This window comes from Arthrobacter sp. SLBN-112 (assembly GCF_006715225.1).
Taxonomy (GTDB): Bacteria; Actinomycetota; Actinomycetes; order Actinomycetales; family Micrococcaceae; genus Arthrobacter.
Genome location: NZ_VFMU01000001.1, coordinates 1,661,319 through 1,684,467 on the forward strand (window position 1 = coordinate 1,661,319; position 23,149 = coordinate 1,684,467).

25 protein-coding genes are annotated in these 23,149 nt (G+C 66.0%); 14 read left to right on the forward strand and 11 right to left on the reverse strand.

The genetic code is table 11. The annotated features are described in order from the left end of the window. The first annotated feature begins 100 nt into the window (after positions 1-100). Both fbaA and FBY33_RS07825 read left to right on the forward strand, forming a co-directional pair. Entirely contained in the window at positions 101-1,120 is a 1,020-nt protein-coding gene (gene fbaA / locus FBY33_RS07820; RefSeq protein ID WP_142030081.1) for a class II fructose-bisphosphate aldolase, read from the forward strand. Then, positions 1,121-1,543, forward strand: coding sequence for a DUF3151 domain-containing protein (locus FBY33_RS07825; RefSeq protein ID WP_142030082.1), 423 nt, complete (start codon positions 1,121-1,123; stop codon positions 1,541-1,543). Between the two features lie 86 nt (positions 1,544-1,629). Here FBY33_RS07825 and FBY33_RS07830 read toward each other — a convergent pair whose 3' ends face one another. Further along, positions 1,630-2,259, reverse strand: a complete 630-nt coding sequence (locus FBY33_RS07830; protein ID WP_142030083.1) for a uracil-DNA glycosylase — start codon at positions 2,257-2,259, stop codon at positions 1,630-1,632. A gap of 327 nt (positions 2,260-2,586) precedes the next feature. Here FBY33_RS07830 and FBY33_RS07835 point away from each other — a divergent pair, with 327 nt between their 5' ends. The 6 genes from FBY33_RS07835 (at position 2,587) to FBY33_RS07855 (ending at position 7,503) form a co-directional block, all read left to right on the forward strand. Beyond that, on the forward strand, positions 2,587-3,642 hold the full coding sequence (locus FBY33_RS07835) for a M14 family zinc carboxypeptidase (RefSeq protein ID WP_142030084.1): 1,056 nt from the start codon (positions 2,587-2,589) through the stop codon (positions 3,640-3,642). A 236-nt stretch (positions 3,643-3,878) separates the two neighbouring features. Next, positions 3,879-5,168, forward strand: coding sequence for an adenylosuccinate synthase (locus tag FBY33_RS07840; protein WP_142030085.1), 1,290 nt, complete (start codon positions 3,879-3,881; stop codon positions 5,166-5,168). Between the two features lie 192 nt (positions 5,169-5,360). After that, entirely contained in the window at positions 5,361-5,732 is a 372-nt protein-coding gene (locus FBY33_RS07845) for a YegP family protein (RefSeq protein ID WP_142030086.1), read from the forward strand. A gap of 54 nt (positions 5,733-5,786) precedes the next feature. Then, entirely contained in the window at positions 5,787-5,939 is a 153-nt protein-coding gene (locus FBY33_RS20340; protein ID WP_160141946.1) for a hypothetical protein, read from the forward strand. Positions 5,940-6,025: 86 nt separating this feature from the next. After that, a complete protein-coding gene (locus tag FBY33_RS07850; protein ID WP_142030087.1) occupies positions 6,026-6,577 on the forward strand; it encodes an RNA polymerase sigma factor in 552 nt (183 codons plus the stop codon). Next, positions 6,574-7,503, forward strand: coding sequence for a hypothetical protein (locus FBY33_RS07855; RefSeq protein ID WP_142030088.1), 930 nt, complete (start codon positions 6,574-6,576; stop codon positions 7,501-7,503). Before FBY33_RS07850 ends, FBY33_RS07855 begins: the two co-directional genes overlap by 4 nt. Positions 7,504-7,566: 63 nt before the next feature. Here FBY33_RS07855 and FBY33_RS07860 read toward each other — a convergent pair whose 3' ends face one another. From FBY33_RS07860 to FBY33_RS07890, 7 genes are all read right to left on the reverse strand, one after another. Then, entirely contained in the window at positions 7,567-8,061 is a 495-nt protein-coding gene (locus FBY33_RS07860; RefSeq protein ID WP_142030089.1) for a CoA-binding protein, read from the reverse strand. Beyond that, on the reverse strand, positions 8,058-9,410 hold the full coding sequence (locus FBY33_RS07865) for an O-acetylhomoserine aminocarboxypropyltransferase/cysteine synthase family protein (protein ID WP_142030090.1): 1,353 nt from the start codon (positions 9,408-9,410) through the stop codon (positions 8,058-8,060). The genes FBY33_RS07860 and FBY33_RS07865 overlap by 4 nt, the downstream gene beginning before the upstream one ends. After that, positions 9,410-10,600, reverse strand: coding sequence for a dimethylsulfone monooxygenase SfnG (sfnG, locus tag FBY33_RS07870; RefSeq protein WP_142030091.1), 1,191 nt, complete (start codon positions 10,598-10,600; stop codon positions 9,410-9,412). The genes FBY33_RS07865 and sfnG overlap by 1 nt, the downstream gene beginning before the upstream one ends. After that, positions 10,597-12,561, reverse strand: a complete 1,965-nt coding sequence (acs, locus tag FBY33_RS07875; RefSeq protein WP_142032641.1) for an acetate--CoA ligase — start codon at positions 12,559-12,561, stop codon at positions 10,597-10,599. The genes sfnG and acs overlap by 4 nt, the downstream gene beginning before the upstream one ends. After that, positions 12,552-13,454, reverse strand: coding sequence for an ABC transporter permease (locus tag FBY33_RS07880; RefSeq protein WP_142030092.1), 903 nt, complete (start codon positions 13,452-13,454; stop codon positions 12,552-12,554). Before FBY33_RS07880 ends, acs begins: the two co-directional genes overlap by 10 nt. Next, the gene (locus tag FBY33_RS07885) at positions 13,454-14,503 is read right to left on the reverse strand and encodes an aliphatic sulfonate ABC transporter substrate-binding protein (RefSeq protein WP_142030093.1); all 1,050 of its coding nucleotides are present in this window, start codon (positions 14,501-14,503) and stop codon (positions 13,454-13,456) included. The genes FBY33_RS07880 and FBY33_RS07885 overlap by 1 nt, the downstream gene beginning before the upstream one ends. A 157-nt stretch (positions 14,504-14,660) precedes the next feature. Continuing rightward, entirely contained in the window at positions 14,661-15,485 is an 825-nt protein-coding gene (locus FBY33_RS07890) for an ABC transporter ATP-binding protein (RefSeq protein WP_142030094.1), read from the reverse strand. A 321-nt stretch (positions 15,486-15,806) separates the two neighbouring features. Here FBY33_RS07890 and FBY33_RS07895 point away from each other — a divergent pair, with 321 nt between their 5' ends. Further along, positions 15,807-16,232, forward strand: a complete 426-nt coding sequence (locus FBY33_RS07895) for a CoA-binding protein (RefSeq protein ID WP_142030095.1) — start codon at positions 15,807-15,809, stop codon at positions 16,230-16,232. Here the strand turns inward: FBY33_RS07895 and FBY33_RS07900 are convergent. Continuing rightward, complete coding sequence (locus tag FBY33_RS07900; RefSeq protein WP_142030096.1) at positions 16,229-17,257, reverse strand: isopenicillin N synthase family dioxygenase; 1,029 nt, start codon at positions 17,255-17,257, stop codon at positions 16,229-16,231. The genes FBY33_RS07895 and FBY33_RS07900 overlap by 4 nt on opposite strands. Before the next feature lie 45 nt (positions 17,258-17,302). On the opposite strand from FBY33_RS07900, the gene FBY33_RS07905 reads away from it, so the two are divergent. From FBY33_RS07905 to FBY33_RS07925, 5 genes are all read left to right on the forward strand, one after another. Then, on the forward strand, positions 17,303-17,716 hold the full coding sequence (locus FBY33_RS07905) for an MmcQ/YjbR family DNA-binding protein (protein ID WP_142030097.1): 414 nt from the start codon (positions 17,303-17,305) through the stop codon (positions 17,714-17,716). Next, a complete protein-coding gene (locus tag FBY33_RS07910) occupies positions 17,709-18,251 on the forward strand; it encodes a DUF1990 family protein (protein WP_142030098.1) in 543 nt (180 codons plus the stop codon). Before FBY33_RS07905 ends, FBY33_RS07910 begins: the two co-directional genes overlap by 8 nt. Then, the gene (locus FBY33_RS07915; protein WP_142030099.1) at positions 18,248-18,565 is read left to right on the forward strand and encodes a putative quinol monooxygenase; all 318 of its coding nucleotides are present in this window, start codon (positions 18,248-18,250) and stop codon (positions 18,563-18,565) included. Before FBY33_RS07910 ends, FBY33_RS07915 begins: the two co-directional genes overlap by 4 nt. Before the next feature lie 77 nt (positions 18,566-18,642). Then, positions 18,643-18,936 carry a DUF503 domain-containing protein gene (locus tag FBY33_RS07920; RefSeq protein ID WP_142030100.1) on the forward strand — a complete coding sequence of 98 codons (294 nt, stop codon included), beginning with the start codon at positions 18,643-18,645 and terminating at the stop codon, positions 18,934-18,936. A 250-nt stretch (positions 18,937-19,186) separates the two neighbouring features. After that, a complete protein-coding gene (locus FBY33_RS07925; protein ID WP_142030101.1) occupies positions 19,187-19,996 on the forward strand; it encodes a hypothetical protein in 810 nt (269 codons plus the stop codon). 72 nt (positions 19,997-20,068) lie between these two features. Here FBY33_RS07925 and purL read toward each other — a convergent pair whose 3' ends face one another. Then, complete coding sequence (gene purL / locus FBY33_RS07930) at positions 20,069-22,378, reverse strand: phosphoribosylformylglycinamidine synthase subunit PurL (protein ID WP_142030102.1); 2,310 nt, start codon at positions 22,376-22,378, stop codon at positions 20,069-20,071. Beyond that, positions 22,375-23,148 (reverse strand): phosphoribosylformylglycinamidine synthase subunit PurQ, encoded by a 774-nt coding sequence (purQ, locus tag FBY33_RS07935; protein ID WP_142030103.1) that lies wholly within the window; start codon positions 23,146-23,148, stop codon positions 22,375-22,377. The genes purL and purQ overlap by 4 nt, the downstream gene beginning before the upstream one ends. Position 23,149 lies beyond the last annotated feature (1 nt).

Below are 23,149 nucleotides of genomic sequence, written 5' to 3' on the forward strand. Positions count from 1 at the left end.
AACACCCTCCCGCCCCGGGAATGGCTAGGATGGTGCCTAGCCGTAAGCGGTCTACTTGAGGGTCTTCCACCCACAGACGAAACTCAGCAGAGGAGCCAGCATGCCCATTGCAACCCCAGAGATCTACTCCGAAATGATCGACCGCGCCAAGGCGGGCGGCTTCGCATACCCGGCCGTTAACGTCACGTCCTCGCAGACGCTGAACGCAGCGCTCCGCGGGTTCGCCGAGGCGGAGTCCGACGGTATCGTCCAGGTTTCCACCGGCGGCGCCGCCTACTGGTCCGGCGCATCCACCAAGGACATGGTTGCCGGTTCCCTCGGCTTCGCAGCCTTCGCCCGGGAAGTCGCGAAGAACTACGGCGTCAACGTCGCCCTGCACACGGACCACTGCCCCAAGGACAAGCTGGACGGTTTCGTCCTGCCCCTGCTCGAGGCTTCCGAGGCTGAGGTCAAGGCTGGCCGCAACCCGCTGTTCAACTCCCACATGTGGGACGGCTCTGCAGAGACCCTGCAGGAGAACCTGCGCATCGCCCGCGACCTCCTGGCCCGCACTGCTGCCGCCAAGATGATCCTTGAGGTGGAAATCGGCACAGTGGGCGGGGAGGAAGACGGCGTCGAAAACGCCATCAATGACAAGCTGTACACCACGGTGGAAGACGCCCTGGCCACCATCGACGCCCTCGGCTCCGGCGAGAACGGCCGCTACATCACGGCCCTGACCTTCGGCAACGTCCACGGCGTCTACAAGCCCGGCGGCGTCAAGCTCCGCCCGGAGATCCTCAAGGACATCCAGGCGCAGGTGGGCTCGAAGATCGGCAAGGAGAACCCGTTCGACCTGGTCTTCCACGGCGGCTCCGGCTCCTCCGACCAGGAAATCGCCGACGCCGTCTCCTACGGCACCATCAAGATGAACATCGACACGGACACCCAGTACGCCTACACGCGTCCCGTGGCCGACCACATGTTCAAGAACTACGACGGCGTCCTGAAGGTGGACGGCGAAGTGGGCAACAAGAAGACCTACGACCCCCGCGTGTGGGGCGCTTCCGCCGAAGCCGGCCTGGCAGCCCGCGTGGTGGAAGCCACCAAGCAGCTCGGTTCGGCCGGAAAGACCTTCTAAATGTCGGACGAGTTCCGCCGGAACCTGATGGGGCCGGAGCCCACGCTCCTGCCCGCCGAAACCGAGGTGTACGGGCAGCTTGAGGCCGGCCACGAGGCCCTGGACCTGGTGGCGAAGCACCCCACGTCCTCCCTCTTGTGGGCCGTCCTGGCCGAGGAGGCGTGGACAGAGGGCCGCACCATCGACTCCTACGCCTACGCCCGGGTGGGTTACCACCGTGGACTGGACGCGCTGCGCCGCAACGGCTGGCGCGGTGTGGGCCCCATCCCCTGGGAGCACGGGCCGAACCGCGGTTTCCTGCGGGCCCTCTACTCCCTGGGCAGGGCCTCGGCAGCCATCGGCGAGGCTGACGAGCCGGAGCGGATCGAGAAGTTCCTGAACGACTCCGACCCCACGGCGAAGGCAGCCATCGAGGGCAAATAAAGGGCCCCTGGCTTAAACGTCCGACGGCGGGTGGCTACCTTTCCTGAAAGGTGGCCACCCGCCGTCGTCTGTTTGAAGCTGTTTGCTTAAGCTTTGGCGATACCCGTGCGGGCCATGGCGTCTGCGTACGCCGCGCGCATGTCCTCCAGGTACTCCTCCTGGCGCGCCGGGGAACCGGCGAAAGCGCGGCCGCTCAGGGAGCGGACCTTGTAGGTCTTCAGGCCGCGGCGCCAGAGGAGGGGCACTTCGGTCTTCAGCAGGAGGTTGGCCAGGCGGTTGGCCTCCGTGCCGTGCGCCACGATCACCGAGGCGCGGGGGACCAGGGCCAGGAACTTCAGCAGGGGCTTCAGGCCTGCCTGGATCTGGTCCGGAGTGAACTTGCCGTTGGCAACGCCTGGAACGTGCCAAGGGTGGACGTTCCACGGCATGACGAACTCGGGGCGCAGGCCCAGCTTCCACTGGATCCCCAGCATCCGGGTAGCGGCATCCTGGTCTCCGGCCGTAATGAACCCGGACGGATCCATCTCACCAATGTTGGAGAACAAGCTGATGATGCGGGTTTCCTCCACATCGTGCATGGGGTCCACGTAGGGCACCACGGTTCCGGGCTTGGCCTCCTGCAGGGAATCGCACAGTTCATTGACGGCGGCAACGCTGGGTTCGTAGCGGCGGCTCATGAGCTGTTCGTGGAATGTTTCGGGTGCCAGGGCTGTCATGAAGTGCTGGTTCTCCTGCGGGGATTGATGTTGCTTCCACCGGTGAAAATGGGCGCACGGCGGCGCGGATCATCAACGGTGGTTAGTTGGGGTGGGCCGATTCCTGGTCGACCTCTGCCAGTTTACCAAGCCCGGGGAAACGAAACGCCGGGTGCCTTCCACCAATGGAAGGTGCTGCCCGGTGTTTTCGCTGTTCATGGGCGTGCTTTCAGGTTTTGTCCAGCGTATTGACAGTTTTCGTTAGGCTTGCTTGGCTGGGTGTCACATGCCGCCGCCGCGATGAAGCGGCTGCGCGGTACCCGAAGCACTCGAAAGAGGTAACGCACTGTGACGAAATCCTTCAGGATCCTTGCCGTAACCGGAGCCCTGGCGCTCGCCGTCGTGGCAGGACCGGCGCCGCTGGCCAATGCCGTGGGCGAAGGGCCCACATACGATGGCAATGGCCAGATCACCACGTCGAAGCTGGCCACGTATGACCAGCTGGTCTCGTTCCTGAAGGACCAGGATGCGCGCCAGCCGGCCATGGAGCTGGAGGTCATCGGCCAGACCGTCAAGGGCCGGGACATCCACCTGGTCAAGTACATCTCCGATCCGGCCAAGCCCACCATCCTGTACCTCACCCAGCAGCACGGCAACGAACAGCTCACCACCGAAGGCGCCATGGAGTTCATCAAGCACCTGGGGACAGGAAAGTCTGCGGGCATCCTGGACGGCGTGAACATCCTGATCGTGCCCATGCTCAATGCGGACGGCGCCATGGGGGACGTCAACTTCTCCCTGGAGGACTACCTGGCCAAGGGGGACCGCCACCTCACCCGCTACAACGCGGAAGGTGTGGACCTGAACCGGGATCACGTGGCCAAGATCCAGCCGGAAACCCAGGCGCTGCACAATAACGTGATGCGCAAGTACCGCATCGACTACATGATCGATTTGCACCACCAGGGCACGCGGGCCGAGCGGGACGGAAAGCTGGTCTCCGGCTCCATCCTGTATCCCACCACCCCGAACGCCGACCCCGCGGTCGTGGAGAAATCCAAGCAGCTCGGCGCCGTGGTCTTCAACAACGTCGACTCCACCGGCTGGGGCCACCTGGGCAAGTACCAGGGCGGCAGCGCCGAGACCATCAGCCGCAACGGCCTTTCGGTGGAATACGGAATTGCCACCCTGCTCTTCGAGATGCGCGGCATGTCGGACCACTACCTGGACGGGTATGCGCTGGGGCAGCGAAGCAACGGCTACCTGATCCAGCAGACGGTCACCACACTGACCTCCACTGCCGCGGCCATCGCGGATGGATCAATTGCCGACGCCGACACCTCCTTCTGGGACACGCTTGCCGAGCAGACGTCCCGGCCTGCAGGGGAAGCGGAAGACGAGTAACGGCTCGGCGCCGCCGCGGTCCTTTCTTCCGCAAGGGCCGCGGCGGGCCCCAACCGTGGACAAAGTGTCCCATCGGCTAAACTTGGGTGGTAAGAGCCCCGGAACTCTTGCTTCGCCGTGCCGCCCTGCGGACCAGCGAAGACCGGTCGATTCGGGGCATTCTCATGAACGGTGCAGCATGGGCCCGCCACCAGGTGGCAGGACCCGGGCAGCCCGAACGAATGGGGGAGGATCCCATGCCAGCAATTGTGATCGTAGGAGCCCAGTGGGGCGACGAAGGAAAAGGCAAGGCCACCGACCTTCTGGGCGGCCGCGTTGACTACGTCGTCAAGCCCAACGGCGGCAACAACGCCGGGCACACCGTCGTCGTAGGCGGTGAAAAGTACGAACTCAAGCTGCTGCCGGCCGGCATCCTCAGCCCCAATGCTGTTCCCATCATCGGCAACGGCTGCGTGGTGAACCTCGAGGCCCTCTTCCAGGAGATTGAGGGCCTGCAGGCCCGCGGCGCCGATACCTCAAAGCTCCGCGTCTCCGCGAACGCCCACCTGGTGGCCCCGTACCACCAGGTCCTGGACAAGGTGACTGAGCGCTTCCTGGGCAGCCGCGCCATCGGAACCACCGGCCGGGGCATCGGCCCCGCCTACATGGACAAGGTGGCCCGCCTGGGCATCCGCGTCCAGGACGTCTTTGACGAGTCCATCCTCCGCCAGAAGGTGGAAGGCTCGCTGCGCCAGAAGAACGAACTGCTGGTCAAGGTCTATAACCGCCGCGGCGTGGTGGTGGACGAGATCGTGGAGTACTTCCTGTCCTTCGCGGACCGGCTCCGTCCGCTGGTCATCGACAGCACCCTGGTCCTGAACACGGCCCTGGACGAGGGCAAGGTAGTGCTCATGGAAGGCGGCCAGGCGACGTTCCTGGACGTGGACCACGGCACCTACCCGTTCGTCACCTCCTCCAACCCCACCGCCGGCGGCGCGTCAGTGGGCTCCGGCATCGGCCCCACCCGCATTTCGCGCTCGATCGGCATTATCAAGGCCTACACCACCCGTGTTGGCGCCGGACCGTTCCCCACGGAACTCTTCGACGAGATGGGCGTCTACCTGCAGAAGACCGGCGGCGAATTCGGCGTCAACACGGGCCGCCCGCGCCGCTGCGGCTGGTACGACGCCGTCCTGGCCCGCCACGCTTCACGCGTGAACGGCTTCACGGACTACTTCGTCACCAAGCTGGACGTGCTCACCGGCATCGAGCAGATCCCCGTTTGCGTGGCCTACGACGTGGACGGTGTCCGGCACGACGAAATGCCCATGACGCAGACCGAGTTCCACCACGCCAAGCCCATCTTCGAGTACTTCGAGGGCTGGACCGAGGACATCACCGGCGCCCGCACCCTGGCTGACCTGCCGGAGAACGCCCGGAACTACGTGCTGGCGCTGGAGAAGCTCTCCGGAACCCGCTTCTCCGCCATCGGCGTGGGCCCGGACCGGGACCAGACCATCGTGGTGAACGACCTCATCAACGACTGACACGCCCATCCAGGGCAGAATGACGACGGCGGCGGGCCACCTTTGCAGGTGGCCTGCCGTTTTCGCGTCATGGGTTGTTCCTGCCGGGTGGTAAGCAATTTACACAGGCTTAACGCGCACGGTCTTGTGAGGCTGCAAGCGCACCGGTGAGACTCATTAGTACCCCCATCTGGTGCCCAAGGAAGGACCGTCATGGCCGGAAAATTTGAAGCATTTATCGACGCTGATTCCTTTTTCCGGTTCCGGCTCCTGGCCGCGGACGGCGCCGTGGTGGCGGTGTCCGGGCCGTACCAGGACAAGCAGGCCCTCGCGGCCGGTATTGCTGCTGTCCGCGAGTGTGCCGGCACCGGTTTGGTCACGGACCTCTGTCCCGGCGGGGCCGCGGCGCGTCCCGCGACGGCGCCCGCTGCGGCTGCTGCCGCCGTTTCCGCGGAGCCGCCCGCCGCCGTCGTACCCGTATGCAGCGAGGAGCGCATGCCCGCGAAGTTGAACCCGTTCGCGCTGGCAAAGGCACCGCGCCGGCAGGCGACGCTGCCCCGGTGGACCAGGGCCGCTGCCCGATGACAGCCGCGGAACAAACCATAAAAAATTTCTTTGATCTCGCGTAACCCTTTGGAGGTGCGCAGCGATTACCCCTATGAAGTGCCGGTCTGGAACCTGTCCCCCATCACGTTCCAGACCGGCTCTTTTGTCTTTCCGCGCAACCGGCAGCACACACCGGATCCGGTAACGGCCCTTTACCCGGCGCCGTGGCGGTTCCGGCAGCGGTAGTTACTGAAGGGTAAAGTAGGGTCAGCGTTCCGGATGTACTGAACGCCTGCCTTGCCAACCCCTCCTTGACGGAAAGCACTACGTCAGTGACCGATGCACAGACAGATGAGGCTCCGGACCAGCCAGCTCCCGGGACCCCTGCCTTCAGCCTCGTCTACAAGACATACGCGTCGCAGGTACTGGGCTATCTCACCGCCCGGGGAGTAGAGGATCCGGAGGCCGCCATGCAGGAAGTGTTTCTTTCGGTCCTGCCCCGGCTCGACACTGTGCACGGGGGAGATGCGGGGCTGCGCACCTTCATCTTTTCGGTTGCCCATGCACGGATGGTGGACGACCACCGCCGCCAAAGCCGAAGCCCGGTCAAGCTGCCGTTCGAGCCGGAGCTTGACCAGCGCCAGGACAGCTCAGCGGAAAAACAAGCACTGCAGCGCATCTCACCCCAGGAGATCCTGGGGCTGCTGGACGGCCTGCCCCAGGACCAGCGTGAAGTGCTGTCGCTGCGCCTGGTGGGCGGGCTGACGGTGGAACAGACAGCGGAGACCATCAACAAGAGCGCCGGCGCCGTGAAGCAGCTCCAGCGGCGCGCACTGCTGAAACTCCGGGAACTTGCGGCAGTGAGGGAGTATTTCACGCCATGACATCCGCTTCGGACAACCTCGTCATGCTCGTTGACGATATGCTCCAGGACGCCGGCCTGGGCCAGGACGCGGAACTTCGGGACGCCCTGGTCACGCTGGGTACCCTGGCTTCGCTGTCCGCTCCGGCACCTACCGGGGAGCTCGCGGCGCTGCTTGCCACCGGCAGTGCGGCAAAGGAGACTGCTTCCGATGGGCGCCCCGCTGAAGAGCCGGGTGATGCACCGTCCGATGACCAGCCGTCCGATGACCTGCCGGACGATGAACTCGCCCGTCGCCGCCGCCGGCACCGCCCCACTGCACTGGGCCTGGTCCTGGTGGCCGGGATGGGGCTGGGTGTTGGGGGAGTAGCTGCCAGCTCCACCGCTCCGGGAAACAGCGCCATAGAGCAGTTGATGGAGGACTGGACGCCGTGGAGCAAACCCACCGGTAACGCCGCCGGCAACCCGGCGGCAGAGGTGGACGCAGATGTGGACTCTGCCGCCACCGCCTCAACTCCGGCGCTGCACGGGGCCGCCCATCAGGGAAGCACCGCGTTCCGCCTTCTGCAGGGTCCTGCCGGCCTGGCCGGTTACACGGACGCGCCGGCGTGCCTTGGCCCGGTTATGCACGACGCGGGTGCAGGCTTCGGGAAGTGCGCGGCCGGGCCCGCCGGGGCTGCTGGACTGGCCGGAACCGGCGGCAGCAAGGATGGCAGTGGAGCGGCTGCGGCCGCAGGAACACCGGCGGGCCCGGCTGTGGCCGGAACGGACAAGGCCGGGGCGCCGGCACCGGATGCTGCGGTAGGCGGTGCGGACCCGGCCGGCGCGGCGCCAGCCGGGACGGCCCAGAAAGCGGCAGGGTCCGCGGGGGCTGGAGACGCCGTGCCCGGCAAAGGCCAGGGCGGAAGCCAGGGGAACAACCAGAAGCCGGCGTCCCCGGCAAAATAGCTCACAGACACCAAAAGCGGGCCCGTACAACGGGCCCGCTTTAGTGCAATGTGCCGGAAACGGTCAGGACAGGACCTGCCGCTTCGAGGAAATGACCCCGGTATCGAACCCGGCCAGGTGGAGGCCGCCGTGGAAGCGGGCGTGCTCAATCTTCACGCAGCGGTCCATCACCACATTGAGCCCGGCGGCTTCCGCGTCCGCAGCCACCTCCTCATGCCAGGAGCCCAGCTGCAGCCACAGCGTCCTGGCGCCGGCGCTGATCGCCTCGGCGAGGACACCGGGCAGGTCGTCGTGCTTGCGGAACACGTCCACGATGTCCGGGCTCTCGGGCAGGTCCGCCAGCGAGGCGTAGGTGGGCTGGCCCAGGATTTCCTTGACCACAGGGTTGACGAAGTACACCTTGTAGCGGGTGGAGGACAGCAGGTAGGTGGCCACGAAGTAGCTGGCCCGCGACGGTTTGTCCGAAGCGCCAACAATCGCAATCGACTTCGCCTGCCGGAGCAGGGCCAGCCGCTCCGGCGCTGACGGGCCGGACCAGGTACGTTCGGCGGTGCTCATGCGTTTGCTCCGATCGTGCAGGCGTCTGCAGGTTCTTCGATGACGGGTTCGGTTCCGGGCGCCACGCTCGAGGCCTCGGTGAGCGCCTGGTCGAGGTCCCACAGGATGTCCTCGATGTCCTCGAGGCCCACCGAAATGCGGACCAGATCCTCCGGCACGCCCGCCGATTCGAGCTGGGCAGGGCTCAGCTGCTGGTGCGTGGTGGAGCCCGGGTGGATCACCAGGGTCCGCGAGTCACCCACGTTGGCCAGGTGCGAGGCCAGCTGCAGGGATTCGATGAACTTCCGGCCGGCAGCCCGACCGCCCGTCACCCCGAAGGAGAACACCGACCCGGGGCCCAGCGGCAGGTACTTCCGTGCCCGTTCGAAGTGCGGGTGCGAGGGCAGGCCTGAGTAGTTCACATACGCCACCCGGTCATCGTTCTCCAGCCATTCGGCCACGGCCTGCGCGTTCTTCAGGTGCTCATCGAGCCGCTGGGGCAGGGTTTCCACTCCCTGGAGGAGCTGGAACGCCGACTGCGGCGAAAGGGCCGGGCCGATGTCGCGAAGCTGCTCGCTGCGAAGCTTCGTGAGGAAGCCGTACTCGCCGAAGTTTCCCCACCAGGACACATTGCCGTACGAGGCCACGGGCTCGGTCATGGTGGGGAACTTGCCGTTGCCCCAGTTGAAGCGGCCGCTTTCCACCACCACGCCACCCAGGGTGGTGCCGTGGCCGCCCAGGAATTTGGTGGCCGAATGGATGACGATGTCGGCGCCGTGCTCGATGGGCCGCACAAGGTACGGCGTGCTCAAGGTGGCGTCGACCACCAGGGGGATCCCGGCGTCGTGCGCCACTTTTGCCAGCGCCGCCAGGTCCTGGACCTCCGACGACGGGTTGGCCACCACCTCCACGAAGATCGCCTTGGTGTTCTCCCGGACCGCCGCGGCATAGTCAGCGGGGTCGGTGCCGGGAACGAACGTGGTGTCCACGCCGAAGCGGCGCAGGGTCACGTCCAGCTGGGTTACCGTGCCGCCGTAGAGCTGGGAGGCTGCCACGATGTGGTCGCCGGCCTGGGTCAGTGCGGCAAAGGTGATGAACTCGGCAGCCATGCCGGATGACGTCGCCACCGCACCGATGCCGCCTTCAAGCGACGCGATGCGCTCCTCGAAGGCGGCCACCGTGGGGTTGCCGATGCGGGAGTAGATGTTGCCGTACTTCTGCAGGGCGAACAGGTTGGCGGCGTCGTCAGTGTCCTTGAAGACAAAGGACGTGGTCTGGTAGATGGGGACGGCGCGGGCGCCATGCTCGGCGTCGGGGGTGCCGCCGGCATGGAGGGCGCGGGTGCGGAAACCGAAAGTGCGGTCAGCCATCAGACAGCCACCGCCTGTGCGACGGGAGTGGCAGACAGGTCGAGTTCGGTGCCGTTCTTCCGGGCAAGATCTGCTTCGAGCTCGCGCACGATCGGCAGGATGTCCTGGCCGAACGCCGCCACCTCCTCCTGGAAGTGCAGGTAGCAGGTGAGGAACAAGTTCACGCCGAGCTTCTTGTACTCCACAATGCGTTCGGCGATCTGTTCCGGGGTGCCGATCAGCTGGGTCTTGAAGCCGTCGTTGTACTGGATCAGGTCCTCGAAGGTGGAGTCTGCCCACATGCCCTTGCCGTCCCTGGTGGCGGCGCCGGCTTCCTGCACTGCGTCCCGGAAACCCTGGACAGCCGGCTTGTGTGCCTTCTCCACGATCTCGCGCAGCGTGTCACGGGCTTCCTTCTCTGAATCCCTGGCGATGACGAAGCCGTTGAGGCCGAACCGGGGTGCGGCCAAGGCGCCTTCGGTGCCACGCTTGGTTTCGCCTGCGGCGGCCACCACTCCGGCGATGTTTTCCTTGAAGCCTTCCAGGTCCTTGCCGTTGGAGAAGTACCAGTCCGCGACGCGGCCAGCGGTGGCCTGGGCCGCCGTCGAGTTTCCGCCGAAGAAGATTTCGGGGTGGGCGCGGCCCGGTACGTCAACCGGCGCAGGGTTCAGGGTGAAATCGGTGATGTTGTAGTACTTGCCGGACTGGCTGTACTCCTTTTCGGTCCAGAGGCCGCGGAGGACGTTGATGAACTCCTCGGTGCGGACGTACCGCTCGTCGTGCTCCAGCCATTCCAGGCCGAAGTTGGTGAACTCGTTCTTGAGCCAGCCGGAGACGATGTTCACGGCGGCGCGGCCGTTGGAGATGTGGTCCGCGGTGATGATGTACTTGGCCAGCACGCCGGGGTGCCACATGCCGGGGTGGACTGCGGCGATGACCTTCAGCCGCTCGGTAGCGGCCAGCAGCGCCAGGCTGAAGGACGTGGCCTCGTGCTGCTTGTCCGCGCCGTAGGAGGCGGCGTACCGGGTCTGGGTGAGGGCGTATTCGAAGCCGGACTCCTCGGCGATCCGGGCGAGCTTCTTGTTGTAGTCGAAGTCCCAGCCGGTGCGCTGTTCGATGGTGGACACCACCAGGCCGCCGGAGACATTCGGGACCCAATAGGCGAATTTAAGCGGTTCGGAGAGTCGGGCGACGTTGCTGATCTCGGTCATGAATTTTCCTTTGCTAGGTCCCGCTGGCGCAGGACGTCCTGGATGCCGGCGATCGCCGGTTCGTTCTGGAGTGAGGTGGTATCGCCCAGCGCGGTACCTTCGAACAATTGGGTGAGCAGGCGGCGCATGATCTTGCCGCTGCGCGTCTTGGGAACATCGGGGACCACGACGACGTCGCGCGGCTTGGCGATGGGCCCGATCTCCCTGGCCACGTGGTTCCGGAGTTCTTGGGCCACATCGCCGGTAAGCCGGGCTTCAGCGCCGGTTTTCAGGACGACGAAGGACACCACCGCGTGGCCGGTTTTCGGGTCCGCGACCGGACAGACCCCGGCTTCCACCACCTCCGGGTGGGACACCAGGGCGGATTCGATCTCGATCGTGGAGAGCAGGTGGCCGGAGACGTTGAGGGTGTCGTCCACCCTGCCCAGGATCCAGATGTCGCCGTCGGCGTCGTACTTGGCGCCGTCACCGGCCAGGAACCAGCCGCGGTCCGCGTACTTGCTCCAGTAGGAATCGAAGTAGCGGCCCGGGTTGCCCCAGACGGTGCGCGCGATGGCGGGCCCGGGGGAATCAACCACGATGTTTCCCTGGACGCCGGGCGCTACCGTAGTGCCGCCGTCGTCCACGATCCTGGTGCTGACCCCTGGCAGCGGGCGCGCGGCGCAGCCGGGCTTGAAGCTGGTGTCCGTGGGGGCAGGGGAGAGGATGGTGGCGCCCGTCTCGGACTGCCACCAGGTGTCCACTACGGGGGCGGTGCCGGCGCCCACGTTCTCCCGCAGCCAGCGCCAGGCTTCGGGGTTGACGGCCTCGCCCACCGTGCCCAGCAGGCGGATGGAGGAGAGGTCATAGGTGTCCGGGACGCCGTCCGGGAACCAGCCCATGAGGGAACGGACCAGCGTAGGGGCGGTGTAGTACTGCGTCACGCCGTAGCGTTCGATGATTTCGAAGTGCCGCCCGGGGTGCGGGGTGTTGGGGGTGCCTTCGAAGATCACCTGGGTCACGCCGTTGGAGAGCGGACCGTAGATCTCGTAGGTGTGCGCCGTGACCCAGGCGAGGTCGGCGGTGCACCAGTGCACGTCATGGTCGCGCAGGGCCGGATCCGGGTTGCTGAACAGATGCTCGAAGCTCCAGGAGGCCTGTGTCAGGTAGCCGCCGGAGGTGTGCACCAGCCCTTTGGGCTTGCCGGTGGTGCCGGAGGTGTACATGATGAACAGCGGCGTTTCGGCGTCGAACGCCTCCGGTTCGTGCACATCTGCGGCCTGCCCGACGACGTCATGCCACCACACGTCGCGGCCTTCGGTCATGGGGACGGTCGCCAAGTCCCTGGCCGGGGTGGTGCGGTTGACCACCAGGACGTGCTCGATGGCATTCTCCCCGGCCACTGCGGCGTCCGCGTTGTCCTTCACCGGAACTGCGACGCCGCGGCGGAACTGGCCGTCCGTGGTGACCAGCAGCTTTGCGCCGGTGTCCTCCACCCGGAACTTCAGTGCCTCGGCGGAGAAACCGCCGAACACCAGCGAGTGGATGGCACCGATGCGGGCCACGGCCAGGGTGATGATGACGGTCTCGGGGATGACCGGGAGGTAGATGACCACGCGGTCGCCCTTGCCGATGCCCAGGGTCAGGAGTGCGTTGGCCGCCTTGGACACTTCACGCTGGAGTTCGGCGTAGGTAATGGATGTCCGGTCGCCAGGCTCGCCCTCGAAGTGGAGGGCCACCTTCTGTCCGCGGCCAGCGGCGACGTGGCGGTCCACGCAGTTTGCGGCCACGTTGAGCCTGCCGCCCTCAAACCAGGTGATCTCCGGGCCGCGGCCGGCCTCCGGGTCCGCCGGGACCCAGCAGTGCGCGGTGTGCCAGGGGGCGTCCCAGTCGAGGCGCAGCGCCTGCTGCTCCCAAAAGGCGACGTTGTCCGGGCGCACGCCCGCGGTCAGGTCAAAGGTTTCGGTGGTGCTCAGGCCCATCGTTTCACCGCCCATTTTTCGGCCAGCCCCAGCAGGGCGTCGGTAATTTTTCCAATCACGGCCAGCATCACGATGGCCAGGAGCAGCCGGTCCGTACGGCCGTTGTTCTGCGAGTCGATCAGCAGGAAGCCCAGCCCCATTGAGGAAGCGATCAGTTCAGCCGCCACCAGGAACAGCCAGGCCTGGGCAAGCGCGAGGCGCAGCCCGGAGAACACTGCAGGAACGACGGCGGGCAGCTGCACGGTGGTCAGCAGGCGGACGCCTTTCAACCCGAAAGCGCGTGCGGCTTCCACCAGGTTGCGGTCCACATGACGCAGCGCCAGGGACACCGTGGTGAACACCGGGAAGAACGCGCCGATGATGATAAGCGTTACCTTGGAGTCCTCGCCGATCTTCATCCACAGGATCAGCAGCGGCACCCAGGCCAGGGACGGCACGGCGCGCAGCGCACCGATGGTGGGCGCCAGCAGGGCATCTGCGAGTTTGGACAGTCCCACGCCGGCACCCAGGACCAGGCCCAGCGCGGCGCCCACCAGGAATCCGAGCAGGACCCGCTGGGTGGAGATGGCAATATGGATGCCCAGTTCGCCGCGTTCCAGGAGTTCGCCGGCAGCGGCCAGCACCATGGCGGGCGGAGGCAGCTGGACTACCGTGAACAGGCCGCTGGCGGAAGCTGCCTGCCAGGCAACCAGGAGGGCAGCCGGGATGATCAAGCCAAGGGGCAGACGCGCCCAGTTCCTGGTGCGGACTCCGGCGGGAGACCATCCCGTTGCCGGAGCGGGTGCCGGTACGGCACCCGCCTGGGCTGCGTCTGCCGTTGTTGCGGGGGCGGCTGCAGCACGCCCGTCCGCAACACTGTTGCCGGTGGCGGCTGCATTATCTTGATGTCGCATCAAGAGGCCTTGATGGCTGACGGATCAGCCTTCTTCACCAGCGAGTCGTCGAGAAGGGAGGCCACGGCGTCGTCAATCTGCTTCTGCGTCTTCACGTCACCGGTTTCCACGAAAGTGGGCCCGATCTTCTCCAGTACTTTGCGTTGCGCGTCCCCCGGTGCCGGGTCGACATCCAGGTTGCTGCGCTCCAGCACCACGGTCTTGGCGACGGCGGGGTCCAGCCCGGCGGCGTCGGCCAGGATCTGCGCGGTCTGGTCCGGGTTCTGCGCTGCCCAGGCGCGGGCCTTCTCATAGGCGTTCACCACTGCCTGGGCCAGTTCAGGCTTGTTCTTCAAAAACGGTTCAGTGGCGTTGAGGAAGCCGTAGGTGTTGAAGTCCAGGTTGCGGTAGAAGAGCTTGGCCCCCTTCTGCTCAGCGCCTGCCATGATCGGATCCAGCCCGGACCAGGCCTGGACGGAGCCGTTTTCCAGGGCAGTGCGGCCGTCGGCGTGCTGCAGGTTCTGGACCGTCACGTCACCGGGCTTCAGCCCCGCCTGCTCCAGTGCCTGCAGGAGGAAGAAGTAGGGGTCGGTGCCCTTGGTGGCGGCCACGGACTTGCCCTTGAGGTCGGCCACGGACGTGATGTCCGAGCCTGCGGGTGCCACCAGGGCTGCCCATTCGGGCTGGGAGAAGATGTCGATGGTCTTGATTTCCGACCCGTTGGCGCGGGCCAGCAGGGCGGCGGACCCGGCTGTGGAACCCACATCGATGGCGCCGGAGCGCAGCGCCTCATTGGCCTTGTTGGACCCGGCGGACTGGACCCAGTTGACGGTCACGCCCTGGTCCTTGAGGCTTGCCTCCAGCCACCCCTGCTTCTTGATCACCAGGCTCAGGGGGTTGTAGGTGGCGAAGTCGATGTTGAGGGTGCCGCCCTTGCTGCTGCCGGCCGCGGCTGCGCTGCCGGATGAACCTTCCCCTGCAACGCAGCCCGTGAGTGCCAGGACCGCGGAAGCGGCAAGGGCTGCTGCGCCAAGGACAGAACGGCGGGTGATGGGCAATGCGTGCGGCATGGGTTTCCTTTGAACGCGGGATGGAACGGTATGAAACAGGGGGGAGGCCAGGCTGCTGCTGCCGGCCTGTAGCGGGGTCCGACGGCGGCCCGGACCAACAGGGCGGGTTACGGCAATGGGCGGGGAGCCGGCGGCGTGCCTGTCAGCGGCTTGGCCGTCAGCTGGAGCGGTGCCCGTCGACGCCGAGGGTTTCCAGCAGGGAGGCACGCATGAGGGCAAGTTCGGCTGAGGCGCGCCCGCGGGGACGGCTGCCGGGCACCTCAACGGTCCTGACGATCGTTGCACCCTCACCGTCCCCATCAGGGCCAAGCACGATGATGCGGTCTGCGAGCTGGAGGGCCTCATCCACGTCGTGGGTGACCAGCAGGACGGTGGTGGGCTCTGCCCGGTGGATATCCAGGAGCAGGTCCTGCATCTTGATCCGGGTAAGGGCGTCGAGGGCGCCGAAGGGCTCATCGAGCAGCAGGACGCCCGGGTTCCGGGCCAGCGCCCGCGCCAGTGACGCACGCTGCGCCATGCCGCCCGACACCTCGCGGGGGCGGTGCTTGGCGAAGTTTTCCAGCCCTACGAGTTCCAGCAGCCGGGCCACCTTGGCTTTGCCCTCCTTTGCACTGCATCCGGCCGGCAGCCCGATGGCCACGTTGGCCTGCAGCGTGTGCCAGGGCAGGAGCCGGGGTTCCTGGAATGCGAAGGCGCACCGCGGGTCGATGCCGTGCACGGGGGTGTCCTCGATGACGACGGAGCCGGCACTGGGGTGGTCCAGGCCGGCCGTGGCGCGCAGGAGGGTGGATTTTCCGCAACCGGAGGGCCCCAGGATGGCCAGGACTTCACCGGCTGCAACATCAAAGGTCACATCCCGCAGGACGGTCCGGGCTGCGGTTCCGCTGCCGAACGTGCGGCGCAGGCCCCGGAAGGACACCGGAAGGGCAGGCGTATGGGCGGAGGTGGCGGCGCCGGGCAGCGGCGACAGGATTGCGGTCATAGGATCACTCCATCGGTCCTGGCAGTAGCACCCTACGGAGCCAGCCTTCGCCGGAGTGGTCAGTTCCGGATACCCGTGGCTGGAATCCTTGCTATCACCGGCGCTGTTGGGGAGCGTCCGGCGACCAGGGTTGCTGCGGCGTCATCGATCCAAGTCTCTCGGCCGCTCGGGATGGTCAAAGACCACTACACAGCAATGAATCCCCGAGAGCAAACTATCGCTGAGGCCGCGTAATATTCGTTCACACCTCCTTCCGCCTTTCGTTGTCGTTCTTTTATTCGGTGAACGCCATCACTTCGCGGGGAAGCGTACTCTGTTGCCATGGGCCACACGAACGATCCTGCAGTCATTGAACGCCTTCTGCGAACCAAGGGCCGCTGGGCGATCGTCGGCCTCACCACCAATGAGTGGCGTTCCGCCTACGATGTATCGCTGATGATCCGCGACCGGCTCGGCATGGAGATCATCCCTGTCAACCTGCCCGGCGACCCCGTCCACGGCGAAACCGGCTACCGCACCCTCGGTGACATCCCGCCGGAAAAGCAGCCCATCGACGTCGTGGATTGCTTTGTGAACTCGCAGAAGGTGGGCAGCGTGGTGGACCAGGCCATCGCCGTGGGGGCGAAAGCCGTGTGGCTGCAGCTGGGGGTCATCGATGAGGCGGCCGCGGAACGGGCCAAGGCGGCGGGGCTGGACGTGGTGGTGAACGCCTGCCCGGCGCAGCTCGCCTGGAAATACAACCTCTAGCGCGTCATCAACTCCGGGTAATGCCGCTCGGTGACGTCCGGGTGGGCCCGCATCCGGCCCTTGAGCATGTTGAGGCCGAAGGATGCCAGGAGAGGGTTGTCCGGATCGTCCGTGATGCCCCGGGCTGCCGCCTTCAGTTGCGGAGCCAGCGGGACCGGTTCGATGACCGCATCGAGCCTGGGCGACCAGAAGAACGGCACCGAGTAACGGTCGACGCCGGGCGGCGGGGCCTGCACACGGTGGACGGTAGCGGCAAGATATCCCTCCGTGGCCACTTCCAGCATCTCGCCAAGGTTCACCACCAGTGCCCCCGGGAGTGGTTCCACGGGCAACCACTCGCTGGTGCCGGGCGGCAGCACTTCGAGGCCACCCACATCGTCCTGCAGCAGGAGGGTCACGAACCCGTAGTCCGCATGGGTGCCCACACCTTGGTTTCCGGCCGCTTCCACCACGCCACCCACGTAGTGCACCAGCTTGCCCATCCAGGCCGGGGTATCCCTGAAGGGTTCATCAAAGTAGTCTTCGGGCAGCTGCAGGGAAACCGAGATGGCCCGCAGCAGCTCCATCCCCACCTCGGACATGAGTTCGGCCCACTCCATGGCTGCCGGCTTCAGCTCCGGGAAAGAGTCATCCGGCCAGAGATTGGGGCCCTGGAGCAGCCAGTACGGCTGGTCCGCCGGATAGTCCTTGACCGGTTGGCGCTCCGGTGAATAGTCGATCTGCTCGCGGGCGTCCGCCCGGCCCTGGGTCACCTCGGTGCCCATGCGCGTGTAGCCGCGGAAGTGCGGGGACAATCGGTTGTCCAGCTTCATCCGCTCCTCCAGCGGCAGGTCGAAGAAGCGCCGGATAATGTCCAGGAGTTGTTCTGCCTGACCCGGCCGGCCGCCATAACCCGTGATTTGGAAGAACCCCACATCGTGGGTGGCATGCCGCAACTGCTCGATGAACTCGGGCCTGAAGGAGCCGTAGGGCTGCCGTGCGGAACTTAAATCCAGAACAGGTATGGTTCCCTGGTCGCGTGACATCCTCGCAGACTAGCACCGCGCAGGTCCGCTTTATAGGCTTCCCTTATGGACCCAAACGCGCTGCGGAAGATCTGCCTGTCGTTTCCGGGAGCCTATGAGGACTTCCCGTTTGGACCGGAGACTTCGGTCTTCAAAGTCCGTGCCCACATTGCCGGGGGAGCCCGCCACGAGGCCAAGCTGTTCGCCTTGTCGTCCATGGATGAGCACGATTTTTATGTGAACCTGAAGTGCGAGCCGGCCCTGGCCGTCCAGCTCCGCGCAGTACACCCGGCGATCACCGGAGCCTGGCACATGAACAAGACGCATTGGAATGGTGTGCGTCTCGACGGATCGCTCCCGGACGGGATGATCCGTGACATGGTGGAGGACTCGTACGATCTGGTGGTGTCAGGCTTGAGCCGGAAGCAGCAGGAGCAACTGGGGTGGGCACGCCTCGAAAGGGCAGGCGGCAATGACTGACGCGGGAAAGCTCAGCTATCCGGGAATCGGCGGCACGGAACACGGCAGCGCCCCGCAGGGGTATGGCCGCGTCCTGGAGGAAGCGCGCCTTGGCACCGGACTGGACGTCTACCGGCGGGTGGCGGACGGCATCCTCGGCTGGGAACTGCAGCGGCGGGCAGGGCTGCGTGTCCGCGCCGATTCGCCGAGGGCTGTGCCGGGGGCGCACGTGGTGAGCGGATTCGGCGTCGGCCCCTTCCGCCTGCCCGTGCCCTGCCAAGTGGTGTGGGCGCGGGAGCCTGCGCCGGAGGGTGTTCCCCAGTCCGCGGGTTTTGGTTACGGGACCCTGCCGGGGCATCCTGCCCTGGGGGAGGAATCCTTCGAGGTGGAGATCAACAGCCACGGGGAGGTGTGGCTGAGGATCCGTGCCTTCAGCAAGCCTTCCAACTGGTTCTATGCCACCGGCGGCATAATCACCCGTGCGGCGCAGCGCTACGTTACTTCCCGGTACATTGAAGGGGCACGCAGTCTCGCCGCGGAAGGAACGTCCCAGTGATCTTTATCGTCGTCAAGTTCAAGGTCAAGCCTGAATGGTCGGAGCGGTGGCTGGATCTGGTGAGGGACTTCACCAGGGCCACCCGGGAGGAGCCGGGCAACCTGTGGTTCGACTGGTCGCGCAGCGTGGATGATCCCAACGAGTTCGTCCTCGTGGAGGCGTTCAAGGACGACGCCGCAGGGGACCACGTCAACAGCGGGCACTTCAAGAAGGCAATGGCGGACATGCCGCAGGCGCTCGCCGAAACGCCCCGGATCATCAGCCGCCAGCTGGACGGCGAAGGCTGGGACCTGATGGGCGAACTCACCATCTAACCCCGCCATCGATTGCTCCGTAATTGCCGTTTTGGTCCTCCTAAACGGCAGGTACGGAGCAATCGATAGCATGAAGCATGTGGATTGGGTGGAGTGAGTTCGACATCCTCCTGGGCGACGTGCACAGCCTGAAGGAGAAACGCTCTGTGGTGCGGCCCCTCCTGGCTGAGCTCAAACGCCGCTTTGAGATCTCCGTTGCCGAGGTGGGGGACCACAGCCAGTACCGGCGCACCCAGCTCGGTGTGGGCCTGGTGGCAGCCGACCGCCGGCACCTCGTGGAGGTGCTGGCCGCCGTCGAACGCTTCGTGGCGGGCAGGCCGGAGATCGAACTGCTCAGCGTCCGCCAGCGCGAGCTGCACAGCGAGGACTAAACCTCATCGACTGCTGAGCAAGTGTCGTTTTCACGCCCCAAAACGACATCTGCTCAGCAATCGATGAGGGGTGTGGATAACTTCTGCGGTCTTTGCCCGATTTTGGTCTTATGGACCGATAAAGACCCCACGCTCATTACCGGAGGAACTCCCCGGCCGCCCCTTCACCGTTGCTGACGCTACTTTCGCGGGCCTGTCGCCACGGCGTTGGCGGCACGGTTCCTTGGAGGGCTTCGGCCGGGGCATCAGGATGGAAGGCGCGACAGCGGCACTCCCCTTAAGCGTGCGGGTCCGGCCTTTTATCGAAGTCAACGAGCGATGTGCCGCATCGCATTTCACCGCGGCGGAGCTCAATGGCCTGCCCCAGCGCCGGCAGAACGAAGGCCTCGAGGTCTACCACCTCATCCGGCCCGAAGGCGCAGCGCATCTTGCGCGCCCGTACGTGATCGTCCACCGGATGAAGCTCTTCGAGGACGAGGTGCTGTTGGTGGACGGACTTCCCGTCACCACCCCGGAGCGCACCTGGCTGGATATGGCGGAAATACTGTCTGTGGATGAAATCGTGGCCATGGGGGACAGCTGTGTCCGCGTGCCCAGGCCGGAGCTCGAGGGCCGGGACATGCCGCTCTGCTCCATCGCTGATCTTCAGCGGGTGATTGAGCGGCACAAAGGCAAGCGGGGGCTCCGCAAGGCCAAAGAGGCCATAGAGCTCGTCCGGGTGGGAGCCGATTCGCCGCAGGAGACGTTGCTGCGGCTCGCCTTGGTTCGGGCGGGCCTGCCCGAACCGGAACTGAACGTGCCCATCATTTCTGGGAATGGGGTACGCCATCATGAGCCGGACCTGAGCTACCGGAAGTACCGGATCGGCATCGAGTACGAAGGGGAGCACCACGGCGAAGAGGGGCAGATCGCCCGGGACATCGACCGGTCGGAGCGCTACGCCGCGCTGGGATGGACTGAAGTCCGGATCTCGAAGCGCCACATGCTCAACGACGCCAAGCCCGCCGTCGTCAAAATCCGGACGGCTTTGATTCAGGCAGGGTGGCGAAAAGGCCGTTAACCATCGAATGCTCCGTAGTTGTCGTTCTGAGGGTTCAAAACGACAACTACGGAGCAATCGATGAGGGCTAAATCAGCCGAAGTATTTCGGCAGGGTCCCCTCGTGGGCTTCGCGGAGGGCGTCCAGGGACAGGGCCTCCACGCCGTTGATCTCCAGCCTGCCGCTGGCCGCGTCCACCACGCCGATGCGGGTGTGGGCGAAGCCGCGGGCCGTGCACATGTCGGTGAAGCGGACTTCCTCGGAGCGCGGGACGCCCACAACGGCGCGGCCCTGCGACTCGGAGAAGAGCGCCGTGAACAGGTCCACGCCGTCCCGGTCCATGACATCCTGCAGCGCGATGCGGGCACCCACGCCGTAGCGCAGCGAGGACTCCACCAGGGCAGCCGCGAGGCCGCCTTCGGAGAGGTCGTGCGCGGAGTCGATCATGCCGTCGCGGGACGCGTTGATCAGGATCTCACCCAGTGCGCGTTCGGCTTCGAGGTCCACCTTCGGCGGCTGGCCGCCCAGGTGTCCGCGCATGTTGGCCCATTCGGAACCATCCAGCTCCGCGGCCGTGGTGCCCAGGAGGTAGATGGCCTGGCCGTCCTCACGCCAGCCCGACGGCGTGCGGCGCGCGACGTCGTCGAGCTTGCCCAGGACTGCCACCACGGGGGAGGGGTGGATGGGCGTGCTGCCCGTCTGGTTGTACAGCGAGACGTTGCCGCCGGTGACCGGGATGCCCAGCACCATGCAGGCGTCGGACAGGCCACGGATGGCCTCCGCCAGCTGCCACATGACATCCGGATCCTCGGGTGAGCCGAAGTTCAGGCAGTCGCTGACGGCCATGGGGATGGCGCCCGCGGTGGCAACGTTGCGGTAGGCCTCGGCCAGCGCCAGCTGCGCGCCGTGGTACGGGTGCAGGTAGGTGTAGCGGCCGTTGGCGTCGGTAGCCAGGGCCACCCCCAAACCGGTTTCCTCGTCCACGCGCACCACGCCGGCGTCATCCGGCATCGCCATGGAAGTGTTGCCGCCCACGTACCGGTCGTACTGGTTGGTGATCCAGGACTTGGAGCACATGTTCGGCGATGCCACGAGCTCGGTCACAGCTGCCGCCAGCTCAGCCGGGGCGGCAGGGCGGGCGGCATCCTGGACGGACCCGGTGAAGGTGTCAGCCTGGACGGAATCCTGCCACTCGGGACGGGCGAACGGGCGGTCGTAGACCGGGCCGTCGTGAGCCACAGTGCGGGGATCGACGTCGACAATCACCTCGCCTTCCCAGGTGATGATCAGGCGGCCGGTGTCAGTCACCTCGCCCAGCCATGAATACTCCACGGCCCACTTGTCCATGACGGCTTCGAACGCCTCGACGTTCTCCGGCGTGACGACGGCCATCATGCGTTCCTGCGACTCGGACATCAGGATCTCGCCCGGGGTCAGCGTGGGGTCGCGCAGCAGCACGGAGGTCAGCTCAACCTGCATGCCGCCGTCACCGTTGGACGCCAGTTCGGACGTGGCGCAGGAGATGCCTGCTGCGCCGAGGTCCTGGATGCCTTCGACCAGCGAGCCCTTGAAGAGCTCCAGGCAGCATTCGATGAGTACCTTCTCGGCGAAGGGGTCGCCCACCTGGACAGCGGGGCGCTTGGACGGCTTGGTGTCGTCGAAGGACTCGGAGGCCAGCACCGAGGCGCCGCCGATTCCGTCGCCGCCGGTGCGCGCACCGAACAGGACCACTTTGTTGCCCTTGCCGGAGGCGTTGGCCAGGCGGATGTCCTCATGGCGCATGACGCCCACGGCGAGAGCGTTGACCAGCGGGTTGCCCTGGTAGACGGAGTCGAACACCATTTCGCCGCCGATGTTCGGAAGGCCGAGGGAGTTGCCGTAGCCGCCGATGCCGGCCACGGCACCGTGCATGACGCGGGCGGTGTCCGGGTGGTCGATGGCGCCGAAGCGCAGCGGGTCCATGACGGCCACGGGGCGGGCACCCATGGAGATGATGTCGCGGACAATGCCGCCGATGCCGGTCGCCGCTCCCTGGTAGGGCTCAACGAACGACGGCGAGTTGTGCGATTCGATCTTGAAGGTCACGGCCCAGCCGTCCCCCAAATTGGTCACGCCGGCGTTTTCGCCGATGCCCACCAGCATGTCCTTCTTCATTTCCTCGGTGACCTTCTGGCCGAACTGGCGCAGGTGGTTCTTGGAGGACTTGTAGGAGCAGTGCTCGCTCCACATAACGGAGTACATGGCCAGCTCGGCGCCGGTGGGGCGGCGGCCCAGGACCTTGACGATCTCGTCGAACTCGTTCTGCTTCAGGCCGAGCTCGGCCCAGGGCAGTTCGGTGTCCGGGGTCTTCGCCGCGTGCTCGACGGTGTCGATGTTGAACTTCTTGGTGGTTTCCGTGGTCACTTGTCGCCTCCCACAATCTTGTTCAGTACGGAGGTGAAGAAACCCAGTCCGTCGGTGTCGGAACCGCCGATGCCGTCCAGCGATTCGGGGCCGAAGCCAGGCTCCACGGCGTGCTCCGGGTGCGGCATGAGGCCCACCACGTTGCCGGCGGCGTTGGAGATGCCCGCGATGTCGCGGCGGGAACCGTTGGGGTTGAAGCCAACGTAGCGGAACACCACGCGGCCCTCGGCCTCAAGGGCGTCCAGGGTCTTCTCGTCCGCGATGTACTGGCCGTCCTGGTTCTTCAGCGGGATGGTGATCTCCTGGCCCGCCTGGTAGTCCAGGGTCCACGCCGTGTTGCTGTTCTCGACGCGCAGCACCTGGTCGCGGCAGAGGAACTTCAGGTGGTCGTTCTTGATCATCGAGCCTGGCAGCAGGTGCGATTCGGTGAGGATCTGAAAGCCGTTGCAGATGCCCAGGACGGGCAGCTTGGCGTCGGAGTTGGCGGCGTCGATGATTTTGGACATCAGCGGCGCAAAGCGGGCGATGGCGCCGGCACGCAGGTAGTCGCCGTAGGAAAAGCCGCCGGGGATGATGACGGCGTCCACGTCGCCGAGTTCGCTGTCACCATGCCAGAGTTCGACGGCGGTACCGCCGGCGAGGCGGACTGCGCGGGCAGCGTCCCGGTCGTCAAGGGTGCCGGGGAAGGTAACGACGCCGATGCGGGCGCCAGCGAGGCGCGGCTCCGCCGCGACTGCGACGGCTTCGCCGATCAGGGGGAGTTCAGTCATG